Genomic DNA, 20,603 nt, shown 5'->3' with positions numbered 1-20,603 from the left:
TTGCTCTGCTGCGGTGCGGGATGCTTTTCAGTCGGACTATATCTCGGACGGGAGACCCGCAAGCGCCCGCCATCCCGCCTCGTCGAGCACGGTAAGGCCGAGGGCGGCCGCCTTGCGCGCCTTCGATCCGGCATCAGCTCCGGCCACGACGTAGTCCGTGTTCTTCGAGACGCTGTCGGTGACACGGGCACCCAATTCCTCCGCCCGCGCCTTGGCCTCGGGCCGCGTCATCGTCGCCATGCCGCCGGTGAAGACAATGGTCTTGCCGGCGAGGGGGCTGTTGCCGCTCGCGACCGCCGCGTCCTCGATCGTCAGCACGGCGGCCAGCGCATCGAGCGCCTGAATGTTGCGGGGTTCGGCGAAGAATTCCATGAGCTCCTCGGCCACCGCCGGTCCCACGCCGATGATGCCGCCCAGCGCCTCGCGCTCCTCCGATCCCACTACGCGCGCCGCCAGCATCTGCTCCCGCCAATGGGCGAAGCTGCCGTAGTGGCGCGCGAGGAGCTTGGCGTTCACTTCCCCGATGCGGCGGATGCCGAGGCCGAAGAGGAAACGCGCGAGCGGGATTTTCCTGCGTGCCTCGATCGACCGCATAAGATTGGCGGCAGAAAGCTTGCCCCAGCCCTCACGCTTCGCGATCTCCGCCTCGTGTTCCGGAAGGGCGAAGATATCGGCCGGGCCACGGATGAGGCCGTCATCGTAGAACTCGGCAACCGTCCGGTCGCCCAGCCCCTCGATATCGAACGCACCACGCGAGACGAAATGGATGATCCGCTCCACCGCCTGGGCGGGGCAGATCAGGCCGCCGGTGCAGCGCCGCACCACCTCGCCGGGCGGCCGAAGCGCCACCGAGCCGCAGATCGGACAGGTCTCCGGCGGCACCCAAGGCGTCGCGCCGTGGGGTCTTTTGTCCGGCAGGATGCCGAGGATTTGCGGGATCACGTCGCCGGCCCGCTGCAGCATGACCGTGTCGCTGATCCGTACATCCTTGCGCGCGATCTCATCCTCATTGTGCAGCGTTGCGCGTGTCACCAGAACACCGCCGACATTGATCGGCTCCAGCTCGGCGACGGGGGTCAGTGCGCCGGTGCGGCCGACCTGGATGCGGATGTCGCGCAGCAAGGTGACCGCCTGCTCGGCGGGGAATTTCCAGGCGATCGCCCAACGCGGCGCGCGCCCGACGAAGCCGAGGCGGCGTTGTAAACCGAGGTCGTCCAGCTTGTAGACGACGCCGTCGATGTCATAGGGCAGCGTGGCCCGCGTCTCGGCCATCTCCTGCTGAAACGCCCCCGCCTCGCCGCCGCCAGCCACCGCGTGGCGCAGGGGATTGACGGCGAAGCCCCAGGCGGCCAGGCGGTCGAGATAGGCCGAATGCGTCTCCGCGACGCTCTCGCTCGCCTCGCCCATCGCATAGGCGAAGAAGGAGAGCGGGCGGCTCGCGGTGATGCGGGCATCGAGCTGGCGCAGGCTGCCGGCCGCCGCGTTGCGCGGATTGGCGAAAAGCCGCTCGCCGGCTTTCTCCTGCGCCGCGTTGAGCGCAAGGAAATCCGCTTTGGTCATCAGCACCTCGCCACGGATCTCGATCCGCGCGGGCGCCTTGCCCTTCAAGGTCTTCGGCACGGTGCCGAGGGTTCGAATATTGGCGGTGACTTCCTCGCCCACGAAGCCGTCGCCGCGCGTGGCGGCAGCGACGAGCTTTCCTTCCTCGTAGGTCAGGGAAATGGAGAGGCCGTCCAGCTTCGGTTCGGCGAGGAAATGCAGCGCGTTGTCGGTCTTGAAGCCGAGGAAGCGCCGGATGCGGGCCTCAAATTCCTCGAAATCAGCGGCGGCGAAGGCATTGTCGAGCGACAGCATGGGCACGCCATGCGGCCACTTGCCAAAACCGGCGGCGGGCGGGGCGCCGACCGCTTCGGTCGCGTCCGGAGTTGCGAGGTCCGGATGCGCCTCGAGGATCTCGGCATGGCGCCGGCGCAGCGCGTCGTATTCCGCGTCGGTCATCTCGGGCGCGTCATCGCCGTGATAGGCTTGGTCAGCCTTGGCTATCTTGGCCGCGAGTTCGGCGAGTTCGGCCGTGACTGAGGTTTTCGTCTGCGCGCGAGGACTGGGCTTCTTGGTCATGTCGTCCGCTCCGGCGCCCTGATCAAAGTTGCGACCTGCCTCACCCCTGGAAGGGATGGGAGTTTGGCCTATACGCGGGCCCGATTTCCCAACAGGCTATCCGCCGCAGCCCGCGCCGCTTCCGTTACCTGCTCGCCGGATAGCATGCGCGCCAATTCCTCTCGCCTTGCGTTCCCCGTCATCGCCTCCACACGCGTGACACTGCGTTCGCCATCCAATGCCTTGGCGACGCGCAGATGCGCATCCCCGCGCGCCGCGACCTGCGGGCTATGCGTCACGGTTAGAAGCTGGATGCCCTGGGCGAGCCGCGCAAGTCTTTCGCCGACGGCCGCGGCTGTAGCACCACCGATCCCCGAATCCACTTCGTCGAAAACCAGCGTGCCGACGGGCGAACCACGGCTGAGCACCAGCTTCAGCGCCAGCATGAGGCGCGACAGCTCGCCGCCCGAGGCAATGCGCTCGATCGGACCCGGCGCCTGCCCCGGATTCGTCGCGATGAGGAAGCGCACCGCTTCGGCCCCGCGCGCCCCCCAGCCTGCTTCGTCCAGCGGCAGAAGCTCCACGACGAAGCGCGTCTTGTCGAGGCGGAGGGGCGGCAATTCGGCCGAGATCGCGGCTTCCAGATTACGAGCGGCTTCGGTGCGTGCGGCGCTCAACGCCTCGGCGCGCACGACGTAAAGTTTGCGAGCGGCGGCGACGGCGGCGACCCGCTCGGCGACCCCGGCCGTGCCGCTGTCGAGCGCGGCGAGGCGAGCACTGAGTTCGTCCTGCAGTGCGGGAAGTTCATCGACAGCGATGCCGTGTTTGCGGGCTGCCGCGCGGAGGGCGAAAAGCCGCTCCTCAGCCTGCTCAAGAACACGCGGATCGGCATCCGCCTCCTGGCCAAGTCGGGACAGCAGCGTTTCGGCCTCGGCCAAAGCCTCCTCGGCACGGTCCAAGGCTGCCATGGCGGGGGCGAGCGGCCCGGTTTCACCCTCGCCGGCGGGCACCAATCGCTGCAATCCGCGCGCGGCGGCACGCAATGCGGCGGCGGGCCCTGGGTTCCGGCGTTCACGCGGGGCGATTTCCGCGAGCGCAGCGGCGATCCCCTCAGCTCGGCGCACCGCCTGCTGCATCGCGTGGCGGGTTTCGGCGAGCCGCGTTTCCTCGCCGGGTTCCGGCCGCAGCTTGCCGAGCTCATCGACGGTATGGCGCAGCCATTCCTCATCGCGCGCCGCCTCCGCCATGGCGCGCCGCGCCGCATCGAGCGCCGTCGTCTCTGTCCGCCAGGTCGTCCAGGCGGCAGCGACGGCCGAGGTCAGTGCGGGTGTCACGCCGAAGCCGTCGAGCAGCGGGCCGTGGGCGGCGGGGTCCGCCAGCCCGATCTGGTCGTGCTGGCCCTGTACCTCGACCAGCAAGGCCGCGAGACGACGCAGCAGGCCGGCGCTGACTGGCTGGTCATTGACGAACGCACGCGAGCGGCCGTCGCGGCTCACCACGCGGCGGATCACGATATCCTCGTCGCCCTCCAGCCCCTGCTCGGCGAGCAGCGCGAAAGCGGGATGGGCGGGCGGTGGTGTGAAGAAGGCAGTGACGGCGGCCTGTTCCTGGCCCGCGCGAATAAGGCCGCTATCAGCCCGGACCCCAAGCGCCAGGCCGAGGCTATCGAGCAGGATCGACTTACCGGCCCCAGTCTCTCCGGTAAGCACTGTCAGGCCGTCGCCGAAGGTGAGATCGAGCCGGTCGATCAGCACCACGTCGCGGATGGATATCGCGCTGAGCATGGACCCAGGCCATCCGCGTCAGAGGGGGGAAAGTATCAGAACAGCCAGCCGAAGAAGCCCCCCGAGGATTTCGGCGGTGGCGTGGCCGCGACCGGACGGGCCGCCAACGGCGAGGCAGGGTCTGCGGTCGTGCCGGCGATCGTGGTGGTATGGCCAGCCTCGGCAAGCGTCGCGGTGCCGGTCTTGCGGTCGATCACGTCCTCGGCGGCGAGTTTGCCGAAGGCCTGCTGATACCAGGGGCTGCCGGGATAGTTATAGGCCAGCACGGCGGCGGTGCGCCGCGCCTCATCGGTCATGCCGAGCTTGAGGTAAATCTCGGTCAGCCGCTCCAGCGCCTCGGCGGTGTGGTTGGTCGTCTGGTAGTTGTTGACGACCGACTGGTAGCGGCCGATGGCGGCTGCATAGAAATGCTGCTTCTCATAGAAGTGGCCGATGACCATCTCGTGTCCCGCGAGCTGGTCGTTCGCGAGATCGATCTTGAGCTGGGCATCCCGCGCATAGGCGCTGTCGGGGAAGCGATTCACCACATCCTGCAGGGCGCCGATGGCGTCATGCGTCGTCCGCTGGTCACGCTGCTCGTCGGAGATCTGCTCATAATAGCAGAGGGAGCGGAGGTAATAGGCGTAGGCGATGTCACGGTCAGCCGGATGGAGGTCGATGTAGCGGTTCAGCGCGCTGATCGCGTCCGTGTAGTGGCTGCGCAGATATTCCGTGTAGCCGTGCATGAGCTGGGCATTGGTCGCCCAGGGGGAATAAGGCGCGTTCTCTTCCACTGAATTGAAGGCATCGACCGCCTCCTGATAATTCCCCTTCTGAAGATTGTTGATGCCCGCGTTGTAGACCGCCTGCGGCGGCGACTTGGCGTAGATCGACGTCAACTCTTTCTTGGACGGGCCACTATTGAATATGCCGCAGCCCGCCAGACCAACGGTCAGGCAGGGGGCCAGAATCAGGGCGGCGAGCGGGAAATAGCTGCGTTTCTGCGACATCGTCCGGGCTTATAGCCACTTACCCATCGCGCGCGAAGACCCGCGGGAAGCCGTAATCACGACTTTCGGCTGGAGCCCGGAACCCAGACAACCTCCAATCCTGAGCCAGCATTCAGTGCCCGGCTGAGAACGAAGAGATGGTCCGACAGTCGATTGAGCAGCCGGACCGCCCAAGGATTGACCACCTCGGCAGCGGCCAGCGTCACGGTCGCGCGCTCGGCCCGGCGTACGGCTGTTCGTGCCACATGGGCGAAGGCGGCGGCTGTCGTGCCGCCGGGCAGTACAAAGCTGGTGAGCGGCGGCAAAGTCTCATTCATCGCCGCGACTTCCGCTTCCAGGCGGCCAGCGCTCTCCGCGCTCACCCGCAAGCGTTCGTCCGGACCATTCTCGGGCGGCGGGACGCAGAGGTCGGCGCCGAGGTCGAAGAGATCGTTTTGGATGCGGGCAAGCATCGCGTCCTCTTCCGGCCGGTCGCGCGTATGGAGCCGCAGCACGCCGATGGCCGCATTGGCTTCATCCACCGCGCCGATCGCCTCGATTCGTGGCGCAGCTTTCGAAACCCGCTCGCCGGTGCCCAGCGAGGTTTGGCCGCCGTCGCCGCCGCGCGTGACCACCCGGTCGATGCGTATGGCCATGACTGTGCCTCCAATAGGATTGACGGAGCGATGGGTAGCCGCCGCAGGGACTGCCGTTACGACGGGCAAGGGCGGGGCGCCAGGGGCTAAGGGCTAGCGGGGGCGTCCGCGCCCGGCCAGCGTTAGCGCACGCGTCGAGCCCTGCACTTGATGCAGTCCCGGTAATACGAAATGCCGAGGATTTGCGCCGAATTGACGTTAGGCCGCTCATTGTGTGGTCAGAATCCATGCACTAGGTTGCGGTGCAGCATGGACGTCCTGGTTCATCCCCCAACTCTCTCGAGCGAGGTTCCTCCGGATATTGGGCCGCTTGCCCTGTACCGGCGAGAAATCGCGTCGGGCACACTGGTGTCGGATCCGGCGCAGCTTTCCGCCGCCGAGCGGTTGCACGCGCTTTGGGTCAAGCTGCGCGGCTATGATCCTCCGGCGCGGCTCGGCCAGAATTCACTGTTTCGGCGCTTCCTTCGCCGCAAACCGGTCGATGAGGCGCAGAGCCATACGATCCACGGGCTTTACCTTGTCGGCGCGGTTGGGCGCGGCAAGTCCATGCTCATGGACCTGTTCTTCGCGGCGGCGGACGTGCCCCGCAAGCGCCGAATCCACTTCCACGCCTTCATGCAGGAGACGCATAAGCGGATCCACGCCTGGAAACAGGCGAACCCTGAGGGCACGGATCCGATCCTGCCGCTGGCCGATGCGCTGGCGGAGGATGCCATCCTGCTGTGCTTCGACGAATTCCAGGTCAACGACATCGCCGATGCGATGATCCTCGGACGGCTGTTCGAGGCACTGTTCGAGCGCGGCGTAGTCGTGGTCGCGACCTCGAACACCTTGCCGGATGATCTTTTTCGGGGTCAGCCGGGCCGCGATGCCTTCCTGCCCTTCATCGACATCCTCAAGGATCACCTCGACGTCCTCGTGCTGGATGCCCGGCGAGACTATCGCCGCGCGCGGAGTGACACGGGTCACACTTGGCACGTTCCAGCCGACGGCGCGGCGGAGGTCTTCCTCTCTACCGCCTTTCAGCAGCTTTCCGAGGGCGCGCCCGTGAAACCGACGGTGCTCCATGTCATGGGCCGCAGCCTGCCGGTAACGCGTGCGGCGGGCGGCGTCGCGCGCTTTTCCTTCGAGGAGCTTTGCGCCCGCTCCTTAGGCGCTGGCGACTATCTGGCGATCGCCACGCATTTTCAGGCTGTGGTGCTGGACGAGGTGCCGATCCTCTCGCCGGCGAATCGCAACGAGGCCCGGCGGTTCATCAATCTCATCGACGCGCTCTATGAGCATCGGGTGAAGCTGGTGGCTTCCGCCGCCGCGGTGCCGGATGGGCTCTACCCATCGGGTGACGGCGCCGAAGCCTTTTTACGCACGGCCTCACGGCTGATTGAGATGCAGAGCGACACCTATCTGGCGCTACCGCACCTGACCTGAGGGTCCGTGTCCGTCAAGCGCGGGCGATCGGGACCAGGTTGCCCATGAACATCGCCGCTGCGGCGGACCAGGAAAAGCCTTCGGCGAAGCGGCGGCATTGGCCGCGATCGGCTTTTAGCGCCGCGAGCGCCGCCCGGCGCAGATCTTCGTCGAGCGCGCCCACGCTGGGATCGGCATTCCCCATGATGTCGCGCGGCCCGGGCACCGGAAAGGCCGCGACCGGCGTGCCGCAGGCGAGAGCCTCCAGTACGACAAGCCCGAAGGTATCGGTGCGGCTCGGGAAGACCATGACATCTGCCGAGGCATAGGCCCTGCTGAGCGCCTCACCGCTCAGCGTGCCAAGGAAGATCGCCGAAGGATAACGCTCCGCCAGCGCCGCCCGGTCCGGCCCGTCCCCCACCACGACGCGGGTACCGGGCAGATCGAGATCGAGGAAGGCGGCGACGTTCTTTTCGATCGCGAGGCGGCCGCAATAGAGGAAGACTGGGCGGCGCGGCGCCTGCTCTTTCCGATGGGCGGGGCTAAAAGCCTCGGTATCCACCCCTCGGCTCCAAAGGCAGACGTTGGAGAAGCCGCGCCCGCGCAGCTCCGCGATCAGGCTCGGGGTTGCCGCCATGACGGCCGAGCCCGCCGAGTGGAAGCGGCGCATCCAGCGATAGGTGAGGCGGCGCGGTATTGGCAGGCGCGCAGCCACATAGTCGGGGAAGCGCGTGTGAAACGAGGTCGTGAAGGCATAGCCGCGGCGCAAGGCCCAGCGGCGGGCGGCGAAGCCGAGCGGCCCCTCGGTCGCGATATGCAGCGCGTCCGGCCCGAACTCCGCGAGCAAGCGCCGCAAGCGGCGGCCCGGCCACAGCGATAGGCGGATCTCCGGATAATAGGGGCAGGGCAGGGTGGCGAAGCGATCCGGGCCGATCACCGTCACCGCGATGCCCCGCGCGGTCAGCTCGTGCGAGAGCTGGGTGAGGCTGCGCACCACGCCATTGACCTGCGGATGCCAGGCGTCCGAGACGATGGCGACGCGGCGCGGCCAGGCTGGGGACGTCGTATCCTCCGCCATGGCGCTCAGGCGGCGGCCGTGGCGAGGTCAGGGGCGGCGACCGAAAGCCGGTTCATCGTCGCCCAGTCGATCAGCTCGAAGCGGCCGTCGTGATGCTCAACCAAGGCGGAGCAGCTTTCCACCCAGTCGCCGGTGTTGAAGTAGCGCGTGGTGCCGATCATCCGCATTTCCGCGTGGTGAATATGGCCGCAGACCACACCGTCCAGCCCACGGCGGCGGGCTTCCTGCGCGAGGGCGGTCTCGAAACGGTCGATCGCCTTGACCGCCTCCTTGACCTGGCGCTTCAGCCAGGCCGAAAGCGACCAATAGGGATAGCCGAGGTGGCGGCGGCCCCAGTTGAACCAGCGGTTCAGCGTGAGCGCGAGGTTGTAGGCACCGTCGCCGAGCAGGGCGAGGAACTTGAAGTAGCGGACCACGCTGTCGAAGGCGTCGCCATGCATCACCAGCAGCCGGGTGCCGTCCGCCGCATGATGAACGTCGTCCTCGGCCAGCCGTACCCCGGCGACTTCCAGCCCCATCGGCAGCCAGGCGCGGAACATCTCGTCGTGGTTGCCGGGGATATAGATGACCTCTGCGCCCGCCCGCGCATGGCGGAGGATGGAGCGCAGCACGGCGTCATGATGCGCGTCCCAGTACCAGGAGCGACGGAGGCGCCAGCCGTCGATGATATCGCCGACCAGATAGAGTTTTTCGCAGGCCGTCTCATCGAGGAAACGCGCCAGCATATCCGCCTTGCTGCCACGGGTCCCAAGATGCACGTCGGAGATGAACAGTGTTCGGAAACCACGCTGCGGCGTGGTCGGGGTGCTCGGGCCAAGACCCAGGCGGGAAGCGACGGCGTACGGCAGGTCGTTCATGTGCGCGACTCGCGTCAGGGTTTCGTCGTCGCGGCCTCGCTTACCGTCCGTTGCATCGCCGTCACAGTGAAGCTTGCATGACTGCCACTCAGCCCCCCGCTCGCAACTCGGCAAAGGCACCGGTGACTCGCATCAGGGCGTGGTTCACACGGTCGCGCTGGAGCTGCATCCCGGCCCGGCGCGCGAGCAACAAGGTCACCGGCAATTGGCTCAGCCTGGGATCCTCGCGCGCCGCTGTGGCGAGGAGTGAGCGCGCAAGCTGTCCCGGGGTCGGGCTATCCGGCCAGACGACGCCGCGCCCGCGCAGCTTTGCCAGCAGCGCCGAGCCCTCCCGCGAGAGGCGCAGCGTGACCGGCCGCGATTGCTTCAGACCGGCGAGCAGGCCGAGGTTGAGGGCCAGACGGCCCGCTTCCGCGGGAAAATAGCATCGGGCCAGGGTCGGGAGCTCGACACGGATCATGCGGCGCGTCCCTTCGTCTAGAAGCGTGGCGATATCGGCGCCGGTCCGCACGGCTTGCTCGCCACTCCAGGCGGCGCGCAGTAGCTTCAGCCGCGCGGCGGCCTCGCGCATGGCCCGATCCGCGATTTCGCCGGCTTCCTCCGCATTTAGGCCCCCTTGGCGCAGCAGGGGCAGCGCACCTAATATGACACCGATAGGACTGCTCATGTCATGGCAGAGTTGGGCGCAGAGGAGCTCAGCCAGACGCAGTTCGGTGATCATGACGCTACCTCTCAGCCGAACGGCAGTCACCGAGAAACGGTGGTCGGCTAGCCTAGAAAGCCGAAGAGGGTTGAAGGCGGGGTTTATGTCCTACCCAGTATTCTTGCTGATCGAGCCTGGCGCCCGCGTTCGTCATCCGGGATGCCCGGATTGGGGCACTGGGCAAGTGCAATCTGTCATCCACGACCGGATCACCGTGAACTTTGAACATGCGGGTAAGGTTCTTATCGACGCGACAGTCATCACACTCGAACTGGCGGACGAATGAGCGGCCAGTCGGTTGCCCTGGCTGAAAGCGCTCGTCCGATACCCCTGACAGATCCGTTCGGGCGGGCGATTTCCTATGTGCGGCTCTCGGTGACCGACCGGTGCGACTTGCGTTGCGTCTACTGCATGCAGGAACACATGACCTTCCTGCCGCGCGACGAACTCCTGACCTTCGAGGAACTGGACCGGCTCGGCAGGATCTTCATCCGCCTCGGCACCCGGAAGCTGCGCATTACGGGTGGCGAGCCTTTGGTCCGCCGGGACGTGATGCGGCTGGTGCAAAGCCTTGGGGGAGAGCTAGGCCGGAGCGGGTTCGAGGAACTCACGCTCACCACGAACGGCTCGCAGCTCGGCCGCTACGCCGATGGGTTGCGTGCCGCTGGGGTGCGCCGGCTCAATGTCAGCCTCGATACCTTGGACGCGGCGCGGTTCAGCACGATCACGCGCGGTGGCAAGCTGGGTCAGACGCTCGACGGCATCGCCGTGGCCAAAGCCGCCGGGCTGCGCATCAAGATCAATACGGTGGCGCTGCGTGGCGTGAACGAGGACGACTTCGACGAGCTTATCGGCTGGTGTGGCGAGCAGGGTTTCGACCTCTGCCTCATCGAGACAATGCCTCTGGGCGAGACGGGGGAGGATCGCGCTGACCAGTATCTGCCGCTTTCCCGCGTACGAGACCAGTTGCAGCGGCGCTGGACGATGTGGCGCCTGACCGAGCCGCCGGGTCCCGCGGCGGGGCCTGCGCGCTATTGGCAGATCGCCGAAACGGGCGGTCGGGTTGGCTTTATCACTCCGCTTACCGAGCATTTCTGCGATACCTGCAACCGCGTGCGGCTGACATGCACGGGAACGCTATTCCTGTGTCTCGGGCAGGAGGATTGCGCGGATTTGCGCAGCCCGATGCGAGACGGCGCCTCGGATGCGGAAATGGAGGCCATCATCCGCGAGGCGATCGGTCGCAAGCCGAAGGCGCATGACTTCGTCATCGACCGGCGCCGTCCTCAGCCACTCATCGCCCGGCACATGAGCATGACAGGGGGGTGACGCGGCCTAACGGCCATGGCGTTCCCGCCACGGCCGTTTTTAAATCGCCTAAGTAAAATCTACTGCTTGGTCTTCCACTCGTCGCGGCCCTGACGGTCCAGAGCAGCGAAGTCTTCTGCTGAGAGCTTGAGCGACGCTGCCTGCACATTCTCGCGCAGGTGGGCGGTGGTGCTTGTGCCGGGGATCGGCAGCATCACCGGCGAGCGCTGCAGCATCCAGGCCAAAGCGACCTCACCAGCATTGACGCCGAGCTTGGCGGCGATCTTGCTCAGCGACGAGCCTTCCTTCGCCAGACCGCCGGCGTTGAGCGGTGCCCATGGGATGAAGCCGATGCCCTTGGTTTCGCAGTAGGCGAGGACATCCTCGCTGCTCCGATCGACGAGATTGTAGCGGTTCTGCACTGTCGTCACCGGGAAGTGCTTCGCCGCCGCCTCGATCTCCGCGACCGAAACCTGGCTCAGTCCAACATGGCGGATAAGGCCTTCCGACTTCATGGCGGCGATCACCCCGAACTGCTCCTCCGCCGGCACCTTGGAGTCGATGCGGTGAAGCTGCCAGAGGTCGATGCGCTCCAGCCGGAGGCGTCGCAGGCTCATCAGCAGGCATTGGCGCAGGTATTCGGGTCGGCCGAGCGGAGCCCATTGGTCGGGGCCATGTCGCGTCAGGCCACCCTTGGTGGCGATGGTCAGGCCGGGATAGGGGTGCAGCGCCTCGGTGATCAGATCCTCGCTCACGTACGGGCCGTAGCTATCGGCGGTGTCGATGAGGGTCATGCCGAGTTCCGGCACGGCGCGCAGCGTCCGCTTCACCTCCTCCACGTCGGCGGGAGGTCCCCAGATTCCCTTGCCTGTGATCCGCATGGCGCCGAAGCCAAGCCGGACAACCTCGAGGTCGCCGCCGATCTTGAACCGGCCGCTCGCGGCCGCATTGATTTCCGTCATTCGTGCTCTCCTTGCATCGCGCTTCAGTTGGCGCCCCTAGGCGCGAGTGGAAGCGTCTTACACTGTGAAACTGACCTGCACCGGTTCCAGCCCGTTGAACCGGGTCATGACGCTCGCATCCGCAGGGGCCGCGACGGCGCCGGTCCATGACCCGCAGGTGATGATCTGTCCCGCCCTCAGGCCGCCGGCCCAGACGGCGCCGTGATTGGCGAGCCAGACGATCAGGCGGATCATATCGCCGGCCGGGTTGCCGACGCGCATCATCGGCACGCCGCCGCCGATCTGCTGCTCCACCGTCAGGGTGGCGAAGTCAATTTCTCGCCAGCCCGGCACTTCCGCACCCACGATCAGCGCGCCGTGGCCGATATTGTCGGCGAGCTTGGTGAGCGGGTGAGCATTTGCATGGTCCGCGATACGGTATTGCACCACCTCTATGACGGGGTGGCAGCTTCCGATGGCGGCCAGGATGTCGTCCGCCGAATAGGCGGCGTCACGCTTCGGCAGGTCGTGCGCGAGGCGGAAAGCGATCTCCGACTCAACCAGCCTGTCGGTATAGATCGTGGGGTCGAGCCGGGCGGGTGACGGCAGGATGCCCGAGGCTGGCAGCGGCGCCGCATTGGGCGGACCCTCAGGACCCGTGGCGCCGACCTTCCAACCGCCGATCTCGCCGAGGCCGCGAGCGACCTCATGCTGGATCGCGTAGGCTGCTGCCTCATCGGCGGGTGGTTGGCCCATGGCGACGGTGCGTCCGATACGTCTGGCCTCGAGGAGGCTGGCGGAGAGACCGGTATTTTCAGCTGTGCTCATGATGTGTTCCGCCCGATCCTCTTTCACGAAGATTGCGCTTGCGGGGTTCCAGCGGCAACGCCGCTTCGCAGGCGCGTGACCGGCGTTGAACGCGGTTTGCGGCGGCCCAAGTGCCCCCACGACACGAGGGGGATGCGATTATGGCCGAGCTATCGCGGCGTGGCTTGTTCGGGACCACGGCGGCGGGCCTCGCGGGCCTCGGGATCGCACGAGCCGAGGCGGCGACCTTGCCCTCTGATCAGCCGGCGGCGCTTTTCGGAAGTGTCTCGCAAGATCGCGTGATCCTGCCGCCATTGCATGACACGAGCACGGATAGCGACCCGCCAACTGTCAATAGCGACCCGGTCAAGGCGCGGCTCGGGGTCGCGGTGGTAGGGCTTGGCCATCTCGCGTTGAACCAGATCCTGCCGGGTTTCGGACACGCTAAAAGCGTGCGGGTGACCGCTTTAGTCAGTGGCGAACGCGACAAGGCGCGGGCGGTGGCGGCGCAATATGGCGTGCCGGAGACGCATCTCTATGACTATGCGAACTTCGACAAGCTGCGGGACAATCCCGATGTCGACATCGTCTACATCGTGCTGCCGAATGCGCTGCACATGGAATACACGGTGCGGGCGGCGCAGGCGGGCATGCATGTGTTGTGCGAAAAGCCGATGGCGACCAACGTTGCGGATGCCCGCGCCATGATCGACGCCTGTGCGAAGGCGAAGCGCAGGCTGATGATCGCTTATCGCATGCAGTACGAGCCACATCAGCGCCGGCTCATCGCCATGGCGCGCGATCCGGCGAATGGGCCGATCCGGTTGATCGATGCGGTGAACGGCCAGAACGACGCCAATAATGGCCAGTGGCGGCAGAAGAAGGCGATGGCCGGCGGCGGCAGCCTGGTCGATGTCGGCATCTATTGTTTCAACGCCGCGCGCTACATCACCGGGGAGGAGCCGGTGGAAGTGACAGGGCGGATTACCCGACCCGATAGCGACCCGCGTTTCCGCGAGATCGAGGATATCGCGCAGTTCACGCTGCGCTTCCCCTCGGGCACGGTCGCGACTTGCAGCTCCGGCTATTCCTTTCATCAAAGCAATCACTTGCGCGTGCAGTCGGAAAAGGCCTGGTTCGAGATGAGCCCGGCCTTCTCCTATAACAGCCTGGAGCTCAGGGTTGGCCGGAAGGCCGGGGAGGCGAATACCGTCAGTACGATCGGTCTCGCCCCGAACGACCAGTTCGCGCGCGAAATGGACGCCTTCGCCTGGTCGATCCGCAACGACAAGACGCCGTTGACGCCGGGGGAGGAGGGGCTGCAGGACCTGCGGATCATCGAGGCAATCTACCGCTCGGCTGCTAGTGGCGGCGCGCCAGTATCGCTCGCGGGCGGGCCGACGGGGCGCTGGGATGTCACCAGGGGGATGTTGCCGGGCATCGAGGGTATGAGTTGAGATTTAAGCGGGGAAGGTTCGCACGACTCGGTAGAGAATGCTTGCACAGGGCGCACACGGAAGGCACAATCGACCCATCGTCAACAACCGAAAGGAGGTGATCCAGTGTCTCATTGCATGATGCCGTTGGCTGCCGTGACCTGGATGAACCCCGCCGAAGTTACTGGCCGGGCCTAAGACACGTCACTTTCGGCCAGCGACGGCCGTCATCAATGAAGGGGTCCCGGTTCACACCGGGGCCCCTTTTGTTGGTGGTCAGTATTCGGGCGGAATGCGTGGTCGGTCCTCGCGGTATTTCGCTACCGTCTCTTTGCCGAGCGGAGAATAGTGGATTTTGAAGCTATAGACGCCCGTTTCGGAATTCCGCATGATTTTTATAACGAAATAATCATTGCCGATGCCGCCAGACCGTCCGAGCTCTATGGGTAAGTCGATTAATGCGCGATGCACCTGGCGGAGCGCATAGTTCAAGGCGGTCAGCTTCTTGACGTCCTCGGTCTCAGGTGTAGCTGCAGTTGGCGACTGGCGCTGGACGGGGGGAGCTGGAGAAAAAGAGATTCTCCGCTCACCAAATACGAGTGAGTTCGGCCTGGGCCTGAAGGCCGGAGTTGGGTCCGTAGCCTTCGACCACTGAACTGGTTTTTGCGAATCAATACGAATAGCCACGCCGAACTCCCGCCTGTGTCGGAGTGGCGAGCCTAGCGCGCTCTTTCTTTCCGTATCGTGAACGATGTGCCGAGCGTCAGGCTCGCGCCGCCTTATTCGACCGCCGAGGCCTGAGGGCTTTCACTAGCCGCCGCACTCCCGCCGCCTGCTGCTGCACGTAACTACCGGTATGCAGCGCTTCCTCCGCCGAGGGGTCGCCCGTGCGGATATACTCGCGGCCAAAATCAGCGGTGCGGAACAGCATGTCCCACCACGGCAGTGTTGCGCCGTAGTTACAGCTGCGCATGCCCGCCGCCTTGATGCTGTGATGCGCGCGATGGAAGCGCGGCGAGATCAGCAGCCGCTCCCCCAGCCAACCGAAATGCACGCGTGTATTGGCGTGACTGAAGCTTTCCAGAATCCGTACAGTCAGCACCAGCATGGGGAATTGCAGCGGTGGCACACCGATCAGCAGCGCCACGATGCCAAACCAGATCGCCGAGACGAAATCATCCAGCAGATGATTCCGGTCGTCTGACCAGAAGGTCATCTGCCGCTGCGCGTGATGCAGGGAATGCAGCGCGTACCACCAATAGAAGCGATGCGAGAGCCGGTGGCGCCAATATTCGGCAAAATCGAGGATCACCAGATAGACCAGCAGCGTCAGGATCGGGTGGCCGAGCAGGAAGGGTAACGCGCGCTCGATCGTCGGCGGCACGATGCCGCGATCGGTCAGGAAGCCATTCATCCAGGTCTGCACGGCGTAGAACAGCACGAAGCTCACCAGCGGCAGCAGGCCGATACGGTTCAGCAGCGTGTAGAAGATGTCCGTGCCGACGCTCTCGGCCTTGGCCCAGCGCTCCAGCGGCCAAAGCCGCTCCGCCGGCATCGACAGCGCGAGGGTAATGCCGACCTGGGCCACGCCGTAAAGCGCCACCAGCGCCCAGCCGTAGCTCACATCCTCCCAGGCGCTGAGGCCCAGATGCCACAGCATCGGCAACAGCAGATGGCCCTGCAGCCAGCCGGCCAGGAAGTCGAAGGGGTCGGCGAGGAAATCGCTGAAGCTGCCCATGCCGCTACTCTACTGCGCGCTCGCGACCGCCGGGCCCCAAATCTTGGGGTCATGCGTGTTCATCCAGATGCCATGGGGCGAGCGGCCGACGCGGATGGTTGTGAAGGTAAAGGTCTCCGGGTTGATGAGCGCCACCTTGTGGGCCCAGCGCAGCGTCGCCCAGATCGTGCCATCCGGCGCGAAATCCATGTCATCCGGGCCGCCCGCCATCTGGAAGGTCCGCATCACCTGCAAAGTGTGCGCGTCGAGGATGGTGATATTGCCGCTCTCACGGTCGGTCACATAGATGATCCGGCCATCGGGCGGGATGAACATCACATGCGCGCCCTTGGCGGTCGGGATCACGCCCTCCACCGCACCGGTGGCGGGATCGACGATCGCGACATGCGCCTCGCCCATGATGCCGACCAGCAGCTTGCCATTGTGCCAAAGCACGCCCGCCGGCGTATTGCCGACCGGCTTCTGCCACTTCACCGCGCCGGTCGCCGTGTCGATGGCGATCAGCTCGCCAGACACCTGAAGGCTCACGAAGACGGTGGCGCTGTCCGGCGAATAGTTGATGTGGCTCGGCATCGTATGGGCCTGGATGCGATGCAGCAGCTGCATCGTCCGCGCGTCATAGATGTCGATCTGGTCGCGGGCGAGCCCAGCCACGGTCAACAGCCGCCCGTCCGGGCTGAAGACGAGCTGATAGGGGTCGCTCACCGTCACTTTTCGTTGCAATTCCCCGGTGCGCGGATCGAGAAAAAAGATCGCATTGCCCGCCGTGTCGCCGATCAGCAGCGAATGACCGTCCGGCGAAAGCGCCATGTGGTGCGGTTCGCGGTAGACCGGGATCTGCCGGATGCGCTGATGGGTCTGTATGTCGATCTCATCTATCGAGGCGCTGTTTGAGTTGATGATGAAGGCGATCTGCTGATGCGCCGCCCGCGCGCCGGAGGTGCCGGCGCCCAGGAGCAAGCCGATGAGTGCCGCCGGACCGAGCTTCCGCCATAGCCGCATCTTCGTCGCCTTCCACGCCTGTCTGATCGCGCGAACAAACGCCAGCAGGCGCCTGGAAAGTCAAATGAACGCGCCGCCTCGCGCTGGGCGGCTCGGGTATATCAGATCCGCTCGCTAGCGTGGATGGCGATCCGGCAGCCCGTCTTGATCACGGCCGAGAGCAGCCGGTAGGCCGGCGCAAGCTCGGCCTCATTGTCCAATCCGATGTCGCGATGTTCCAGCTCTTCGGCGCGGAAGGTCTCGATCGTGTCGCGAAGCTCGGCCTCATCCTCCGGCAGTGCATCCGATTGGGCGGCGTAATGGGCGTCGATCGTCTCCTCCACGGCCACGGTGCAGGCCATGGCGGCGCGGGAGCCCATGGCGGCCGTTACGGCGCCGAGCGCGAATCCGGCGACGCGCCAGACGGGCAACAGCGCCGTGGGGCGAACCCGCCGGCTGGCGATCAGCCCGGCGAAGGTATCCAGATGCGCCTGCTCCTGCGCCGCCATGTGACGGATGAGGTCGCCCTTTGGGCCGCGTCCAAGAACTGCAAGCTGCCCAGCGTAGATCTGTTTGGCGCCGTATTCCCCGGCATGGTCGACCCGGATCATCCGCGCGGTCTCCGCCTTGGCGGAGCGGTCACCCGGCAGCCGGTTCGTCGTCGCTATCGTCATCGCGCGTTCCTCTCGTCGTGCTGCCCAGATAGACCGACAGCAACACCACGAATACGACGGCATAGAGGAAGTTCATCGTCACGAATGAGATGGGCACCTGCGCGACGAGGTAGTTGGGTGCGTCGCAAGGCTTCGAGGGCCGAGCCGGAAGGCTCGCCATAAGGTTCGACAGGTTGCTCATGTCGAGATGCGGCGCGTTGCATTGGGGAAGAGGGCTCGGCCACCAATGATGCTCGACGCCGAGATGCAGGAAGGCAAGACCCGCCGCCACCAGCATGACCGGCAGGACGAGCCAGAGCACGGGGCGCGGCCAGCGTCCGGGCAATAAGAGAGCGAGCAGGCTCAGCAGGATCGCGACGCGATAGGGCCAGCGCTCCAGCAGGCAGAGCGGGCAGGGCGCCATGCCCATCAGATGCTCCGCCGCGAAGGCGATTGCGATGGCGGCAGCCGCGGCGGCGAGAACGAGGAAGGCGGCGAGGCGGTCGGCCCGAGGATTCATGGCGCCGCTTCTATCCCGGTCCGCGCCCCAATGACCATCATGGGCAAATCTTCATGAAAAGATGAGGGCCGGGATAGCAGCCAAGCTGCCACCCCACGACAATCTGCTTGGATTTCCGATGCTTTCGGGCGATATCCAACCCGAACTCACGCTCGGTTAGCGCGCAATACCTCATTGATGTCCACGATTCTCCTTCTGATCGCCGCCGCGCTTCGGCACCCGGTGATGCAGGTGTTGTCCGTTATCGGCGGCACCTTCATCCTGGAGGACGCTGCGACGATCATCACGGCCATGCAGGTGCAGGCGGGAGCGATCCCGCTCGAGATTGGCCTGTTCGCCCTCTATGTCGGCATCGTTCTGGGCGATTTGGGCCTCTATGGGATGGGACGGCTCGCGGCCATTGTCCCCTGGATGGAGCGGTTTATTCCGCCCCGCCGGCGCGATATCGGGCGCGACTGGCTTGCCGGGCGCCTCGCCTGGGTCATCCTGGTGAGCCGCTTCCTGCCGGGTCTGCGGCTTCCCACCTATACGACCTGCGGTTTCCTCCGCGCCTCCTTCCTGATCTTTGCCGCCACCGCGATACTCGGCACGCTCATTTGGACGAGCCTGCTATTTGGCGTGTCGATGAAGCTCGGCCATTATATTATCGCGTATCTCGGCGCCTGGCGCTGGGCGGGCGTCGGGGTGTTCTGTATCGCTCTTCTGACGATGAGCCGGATCTTCGCCCGGCAGATGAAAGGGAAAGCCACCCCGTGACGGACACCCCCTTTTCTGCTGGCGCACTTTCTCGCTTCCGTAAGCGCCCCCGGGCCGAGCGGCTGACCTCGTGGTTCGAGTTCTGGCCCGGCTGGCTGTTCTACACGCCCGTCGTGCTGCAATGGATCGGCCTTGGTATTCGCTACGGAAACCCGGTGCTCGCGACAGCGGCCAATCCCGGCATCGATGCCGGCGGGTTGTGCGGCGAATCCAAGCAGTCGATTCTCGATCAGATCAGTGGCGAGGCCCGCGCGTGGGTCGCCCCCTATGTCGTCTTCACCACCGGCGCCTTTCCGGAGTCGAACGACCTCGCCATCGCCGAAGCTGCCATGGCGGATGGGGACCTCGCCTATCCTCTCGTCGTAAAGCCCGACATTGGCTGCAACGGAACCGGCGTCTGCCTGGTTGCCGACCGGGCGGAGCTCGGCCGCTACCTGTCGGCCTTCCCGAGGTTACGGCGGGTCATGCTGCAGACCCTCATCCCGCATGAGGGCGAAGCGGGTATCTTCTACATCCGGCGGCCCGGCGAGGCTGTCGGACGTATTACCTCCGTGACCCTGAAGTCTTCTCCGGTGGTGGTGGGCGACGGCCGTTCGACCCTCGAAGAGCTCGTTCTTGCCGAGCCGCGCTGTCGACTCGTCCCGCATCTCTACCTGCCGCGTCTCGCCGGCCGGCTGCACGAGGTTCCCTCTTCTGGTGAGCGCGTGAAGCTCGTTTTCGTCGGCAATCACTGCAAGGGCTCGACCTTCCGCAACGGCGCCCATCTCGTGAGCCCGGAGCTCACCAGCCGCATCGAAGGCATCGCCCGCTCCATCCCCGACTTCCACTTCGGCCGTTTCGATATCCGCTACGAGAGTCCGGCCGAGCTTCGCGCCGGGGACGGCTTCCGCATCATTGAGGTCAATGGCGTGGGATCCGAGGCGACCCATATCTGGGACCCGGACACTACCCTGCCCGAAGCCTATGCGGCGCAATTCATGCACTACCGGGCGGCCTTCGAGATCGGCGCCGCGAACCGGGCGCGTGGCTTCCGGCCGACCCCGCTGTTCAAGCTGCTCGGCCTGTGGCGGCAGCAGAAGCGCCTCATGGCGTCCTATCCCGCGAACGACTGATCGAGGCCGCCTCGCCGTGGCCGAGGCACGCCGCCCGCGCCGCCGCGCCGACCAGCTTCTCGTGGAACGCGGATTGGTGGAGAGCCGCGCGCGGGCTCAGGCACTCATCATGGCCGGGCTGGTCTTCATGGACACGCGCCGCGTCGCCAAGGCGGGCGATATGCTGTCCGAGGATGCGGCGCTCACCCTGAAAGGGCAGGACCATCCCTGGGTCTCTCGCGGCGGCCTCAAGCTTGCCCATGCCTTGGCCGAATTCGAGCTGTCCCCGGCAGGGCGGATCTGCCTCGATGTGGGCGCTTCGACGGGTGGGTTTACGGATGTGCTGCTCGCGGCCGGGGCGGCGCGTGTCTATGCGGTCGATGTCGGCCATGGGCAGCTCGCGTGGAAGCTGCGCTCCGATCCGCGCGTCGTGGTGCGCGAACGGGTGAATGCCCGCCATCTCACCAGCGAACAGGTGCAGGAGCCCGTTGAGGCGCTGGTTTGTGATGCGAGCTTCATCGGTCTGCAGACATTGCTGCCCGCGCCATTGGCACTCTGCGTCTCCGGTGCCTGGGCCGTGGCACTCATCAAGCCGCAATTCGAGGCCGGACCCAGCGGCGTGGGGGCAAAGGGCGTGGTGCGGGATCCGGCCGTGCGGGCGGAAGTCTGCGACCGCATCCGAGGCTGGTGGGCGGGGTTGCCGGGCTGGCGAGTGCTAGGACTCACGGAAAGCCCGATAACCGGGCCCGAAGGCAATCATGAACACCTCATCGCTGCGATCCGGGATTGATCCGGACGGCCACAGGCGCTTGAAAGCCACAA

Annotated in this window: 21 protein-coding genes; 7 read left to right on the top strand and 14 right to left on the bottom strand. The window is 65.8% G+C overall.

Annotated elements, in window-relative coordinates; translation table 11 throughout:
• Positions 1–36: 36 nt before the first annotated feature.
• From ligA to GSQ92_RS09460, 4 genes are all read right to left on the bottom strand, one after another.
• Positions 37–2,118: an NAD-dependent DNA ligase LigA gene (ligA, locus tag GSQ92_RS09475; RefSeq protein WP_158803025.1), complete on the bottom strand. Its 2,082-nt coding sequence runs from the start codon at positions 2,116–2,118 to the stop codon at positions 37–39.
• A 68-nt stretch (positions 2,119–2,186) separates the two neighbouring features.
• Positions 2,187–3,881, bottom strand: a complete 1,695-nt coding sequence (recN, locus tag GSQ92_RS09470) for a DNA repair protein RecN (protein WP_159013389.1) — start codon at positions 3,879–3,881, stop codon at positions 2,187–2,189.
• 35 nt (positions 3,882–3,916) lie between these two features.
• Positions 3,917–4,870, bottom strand: a complete 954-nt coding sequence (locus GSQ92_RS09465) for an outer membrane protein assembly factor BamD (protein WP_158803023.1) — start codon at positions 4,868–4,870, stop codon at positions 3,917–3,919.
• A gap of 56 nt (positions 4,871–4,926) precedes the next feature.
• On the bottom strand, positions 4,927–5,505 hold the full coding sequence (locus tag GSQ92_RS09460; RefSeq protein ID WP_159013388.1) for a cob(I)yrinic acid a,c-diamide adenosyltransferase: 579 nt from the start codon (positions 5,503–5,505) through the stop codon (positions 4,927–4,929).
• A 249-nt stretch (positions 5,506–5,754) separates the two neighbouring features.
• On the opposite strand from GSQ92_RS09460, the gene zapE reads away from it, so the two are divergent.
• Positions 5,755–6,933 carry a cell division protein ZapE gene (zapE, locus tag GSQ92_RS09455; protein ID WP_159013387.1) on the top strand — a complete coding sequence of 393 codons (1,179 nt, stop codon included), beginning with the start codon at positions 5,755–5,757 and terminating at the stop codon, positions 6,931–6,933.
• A 13-nt stretch (positions 6,934–6,946) separates the two neighbouring features.
• On the opposite strand, the gene GSQ92_RS09450 is transcribed toward zapE, so the two are convergent.
• The 3 genes from GSQ92_RS09450 to GSQ92_RS09440 all read right to left on the bottom strand — a co-directional run bounded on the left by GSQ92_RS09450 (position 6,947) and on the right by GSQ92_RS09440 (position 9,568).
• Positions 6,947–7,990 carry a glycosyltransferase family 1 protein gene (locus GSQ92_RS09450; protein WP_159013386.1) on the bottom strand — a complete coding sequence of 348 codons (1,044 nt, stop codon included), beginning with the start codon at positions 7,988–7,990 and terminating at the stop codon, positions 6,947–6,949.
• Positions 7,991–7,995: 5 nt separating this feature from the next.
• A complete protein-coding gene (locus tag GSQ92_RS09445; protein ID WP_158803019.1) occupies positions 7,996–8,847 on the bottom strand; it encodes a UDP-2,3-diacylglucosamine diphosphatase in 852 nt (283 codons plus the stop codon).
• Between the two features lie 88 nt (positions 8,848–8,935).
• Positions 8,936–9,568 (bottom strand): hypothetical protein, encoded by a 633-nt coding sequence (locus GSQ92_RS09440; RefSeq protein WP_159013385.1) that lies wholly within the window; start codon positions 9,566–9,568, stop codon positions 8,936–8,938.
• Between the two features lie 85 nt (positions 9,569–9,653).
• On the opposite strand from GSQ92_RS09440, the gene GSQ92_RS09435 reads away from it, so the two are divergent.
• Positions 9,654–9,836 (top strand): DUF3553 domain-containing protein, encoded by a 183-nt coding sequence (locus GSQ92_RS09435; protein ID WP_159013384.1) that lies wholly within the window; start codon positions 9,654–9,656, stop codon positions 9,834–9,836.
• Positions 9,833–10,879, top strand: a complete 1,047-nt coding sequence (moaA, locus tag GSQ92_RS09430; RefSeq protein ID WP_158803016.1) for a GTP 3',8-cyclase MoaA — start codon at positions 9,833–9,835, stop codon at positions 10,877–10,879. Before GSQ92_RS09435 ends, moaA begins: the two co-directional genes overlap by 4 nt.
• 59 nt (positions 10,880–10,938) lie before the next feature.
• Here the strand turns inward: moaA and GSQ92_RS09425 are convergent, their stop codons facing one another.
• Positions 10,939–11,820: an aldo/keto reductase gene (locus GSQ92_RS09425; protein WP_158803015.1), complete on the bottom strand. Its 882-nt coding sequence runs from the start codon at positions 11,818–11,820 to the stop codon at positions 10,939–10,941.
• A gap of 57 nt (positions 11,821–11,877) precedes the next feature.
• Positions 11,878–12,627 (bottom strand): 2-keto-4-pentenoate hydratase, encoded by a 750-nt coding sequence (locus tag GSQ92_RS09420; protein ID WP_158803014.1) that lies wholly within the window; start codon positions 12,625–12,627, stop codon positions 11,878–11,880.
• Between the two features lie 140 nt (positions 12,628–12,767).
• On the opposite strand from GSQ92_RS09420, the gene GSQ92_RS09415 reads away from it, so the two are divergent.
• Complete coding sequence (locus tag GSQ92_RS09415; protein ID WP_158803013.1) at positions 12,768–14,063, top strand: Gfo/Idh/MocA family protein; 1,296 nt, start codon at positions 12,768–12,770, stop codon at positions 14,061–14,063.
• Positions 14,064–14,318: 255 nt separating this feature from the next.
• On the opposite strand, the gene GSQ92_RS09410 is transcribed toward GSQ92_RS09415, so the two are convergent.
• The 5 genes from GSQ92_RS09410 to GSQ92_RS09390 all read right to left on the bottom strand — a co-directional run bounded on the left by GSQ92_RS09410 (position 14,319) and on the right by GSQ92_RS09390 (position 17,934).
• Complete coding sequence (locus GSQ92_RS09410; protein WP_158803012.1) at positions 14,319–14,729, bottom strand: hypothetical protein; 411 nt, start codon at positions 14,727–14,729, stop codon at positions 14,319–14,321.
• A 76-nt stretch (positions 14,730–14,805) separates the two neighbouring features.
• A complete protein-coding gene (locus GSQ92_RS09405) occupies positions 14,806–15,780 on the bottom strand; it encodes a sterol desaturase family protein (RefSeq protein ID WP_158803011.1) in 975 nt (324 codons plus the stop codon).
• Positions 15,781–15,789: 9 nt separating this feature from the next.
• Positions 15,790–16,809, bottom strand: a complete 1,020-nt coding sequence (locus GSQ92_RS09400) for a YncE family protein (protein WP_256367094.1) — start codon at positions 16,807–16,809, stop codon at positions 15,790–15,792.
• Between the two features lie 74 nt (positions 16,810–16,883).
• Positions 16,884–17,435, bottom strand: coding sequence for a demethoxyubiquinone hydroxylase family protein (locus GSQ92_RS09395; protein ID WP_158803009.1), 552 nt, complete (start codon positions 17,433–17,435; stop codon positions 16,884–16,886).
• Positions 17,401–17,934, bottom strand: coding sequence for a disulfide bond formation protein B (locus tag GSQ92_RS09390; protein WP_158803008.1), 534 nt, complete (start codon positions 17,932–17,934; stop codon positions 17,401–17,403). Before GSQ92_RS09390 ends, GSQ92_RS09395 begins: the two co-directional genes overlap by 35 nt.
• A gap of 177 nt (positions 17,935–18,111) precedes the next feature.
• Between GSQ92_RS09390 and GSQ92_RS09385 the strand changes: the two genes are divergently transcribed.
• From GSQ92_RS09385 to GSQ92_RS09380, 3 genes are all read left to right on the top strand, one after another.
• The gene (locus GSQ92_RS09385) at positions 18,112–18,690 is read left to right on the top strand and encodes a DedA family protein (RefSeq protein WP_158803007.1); all 579 of its coding nucleotides are present in this window, start codon (positions 18,112–18,114) and stop codon (positions 18,688–18,690) included.
• A 62-nt stretch (positions 18,691–18,752) separates the two neighbouring features.
• A complete protein-coding gene (locus GSQ92_RS30875; RefSeq protein WP_371418552.1) occupies positions 18,753–19,802 on the top strand; it encodes a D-alanine--D-alanine ligase in 1,050 nt (349 codons plus the stop codon).
• Positions 19,803–19,818: 16 nt separating this feature from the next.
• Positions 19,819–20,571 (top strand): TlyA family RNA methyltransferase, encoded by a 753-nt coding sequence (locus GSQ92_RS09380; protein WP_254066593.1) that lies wholly within the window; start codon positions 19,819–19,821, stop codon positions 20,569–20,571.
• The last annotated feature ends 32 nt before the right edge of the window (positions 20,572–20,603 follow it).

Origin of the sequence: Acidisoma sp. S159, assembly GCF_009766125.1 — a bacterium.
Lineage (GTDB): Bacteria > Pseudomonadota > Alphaproteobacteria > Acetobacterales > Acetobacteraceae > Acidisoma.
This window is presented reverse-complemented; position numbering and strand designations above follow the sequence as displayed.

Bases quoted from the DNA above. Each gene is read 5' to 3' on its own strand.
- ligA (WP_158803025.1), bottom strand. From the start codon at position 2,118: ATGACCAAGAAGCCCAGTCCTCGCGCGCAGACGAAAACCTCAGTCACG.
- recN (WP_159013389.1), bottom strand. From the start codon at position 3,881: ATGCTCAGCGCGATATCCATCCGCGACGTGGTGCTGATCGACCGGCTC.
- GSQ92_RS09465 (WP_158803023.1), bottom strand. From the start codon at position 4,870: ATGTCGCAGAAACGCAGCTATTTCCCGCTCGCCGCCCTGATTCTGGCC.
- GSQ92_RS09460 (WP_159013388.1), bottom strand. From the start codon at position 5,505: ATGGCCATACGCATCGACCGGGTGGTCACGCGCGGCGGCGACGGCGGC.
- zapE (WP_159013387.1), top strand. From the start codon at position 5,755: ATGGACGTCCTGGTTCATCCCCCAACTCTCTCGAGCGAGGTTCCTCCG.
- GSQ92_RS09450 (WP_159013386.1), bottom strand. From the start codon at position 7,990: ATGGCGGAGGATACGACGTCCCCAGCCTGGCCGCGCCGCGTCGCCATC.
- GSQ92_RS09445 (WP_158803019.1), bottom strand. From the start codon at position 8,847: ATGAACGACCTGCCGTACGCCGTCGCTTCCCGCCTGGGTCTTGGCCCG.
- GSQ92_RS09440 (WP_159013385.1), bottom strand. From the start codon at position 9,568: ATGATCACCGAACTGCGTCTGGCTGAGCTCCTCTGCGCCCAACTCTGC.
- GSQ92_RS09435 (WP_159013384.1), top strand. From the start codon at position 9,654: ATGTCCTACCCAGTATTCTTGCTGATCGAGCCTGGCGCCCGCGTTCGT.
- moaA (WP_158803016.1), top strand. From the start codon at position 9,833: ATGAGCGGCCAGTCGGTTGCCCTGGCTGAAAGCGCTCGTCCGATACCC.
- GSQ92_RS09425 (WP_158803015.1), bottom strand. From the start codon at position 11,820: ATGACGGAAATCAATGCGGCCGCGAGCGGCCGGTTCAAGATCGGCGGC.
- GSQ92_RS09420 (WP_158803014.1), bottom strand. From the start codon at position 12,627: ATGAGCACAGCTGAAAATACCGGTCTCTCCGCCAGCCTCCTCGAGGCC.
- GSQ92_RS09415 (WP_158803013.1), top strand. From the start codon at position 12,768: ATGGCCGAGCTATCGCGGCGTGGCTTGTTCGGGACCACGGCGGCGGGC.
- GSQ92_RS09405 (WP_158803011.1), bottom strand. From the start codon at position 15,780: ATGGGCAGCTTCAGCGATTTCCTCGCCGACCCCTTCGACTTCCTGGCC.
- GSQ92_RS09395 (WP_158803009.1), bottom strand. From the start codon at position 17,435: ATGACGATAGCGACGACGAACCGGCTGCCGGGTGACCGCTCCGCCAAG.
- GSQ92_RS09390 (WP_158803008.1), bottom strand. From the start codon at position 17,934: ATGAATCCTCGGGCCGACCGCCTCGCCGCCTTCCTCGTTCTCGCCGCC.
- GSQ92_RS09385 (WP_158803007.1), top strand. From the start codon at position 18,112: ATGTCCACGATTCTCCTTCTGATCGCCGCCGCGCTTCGGCACCCGGTG.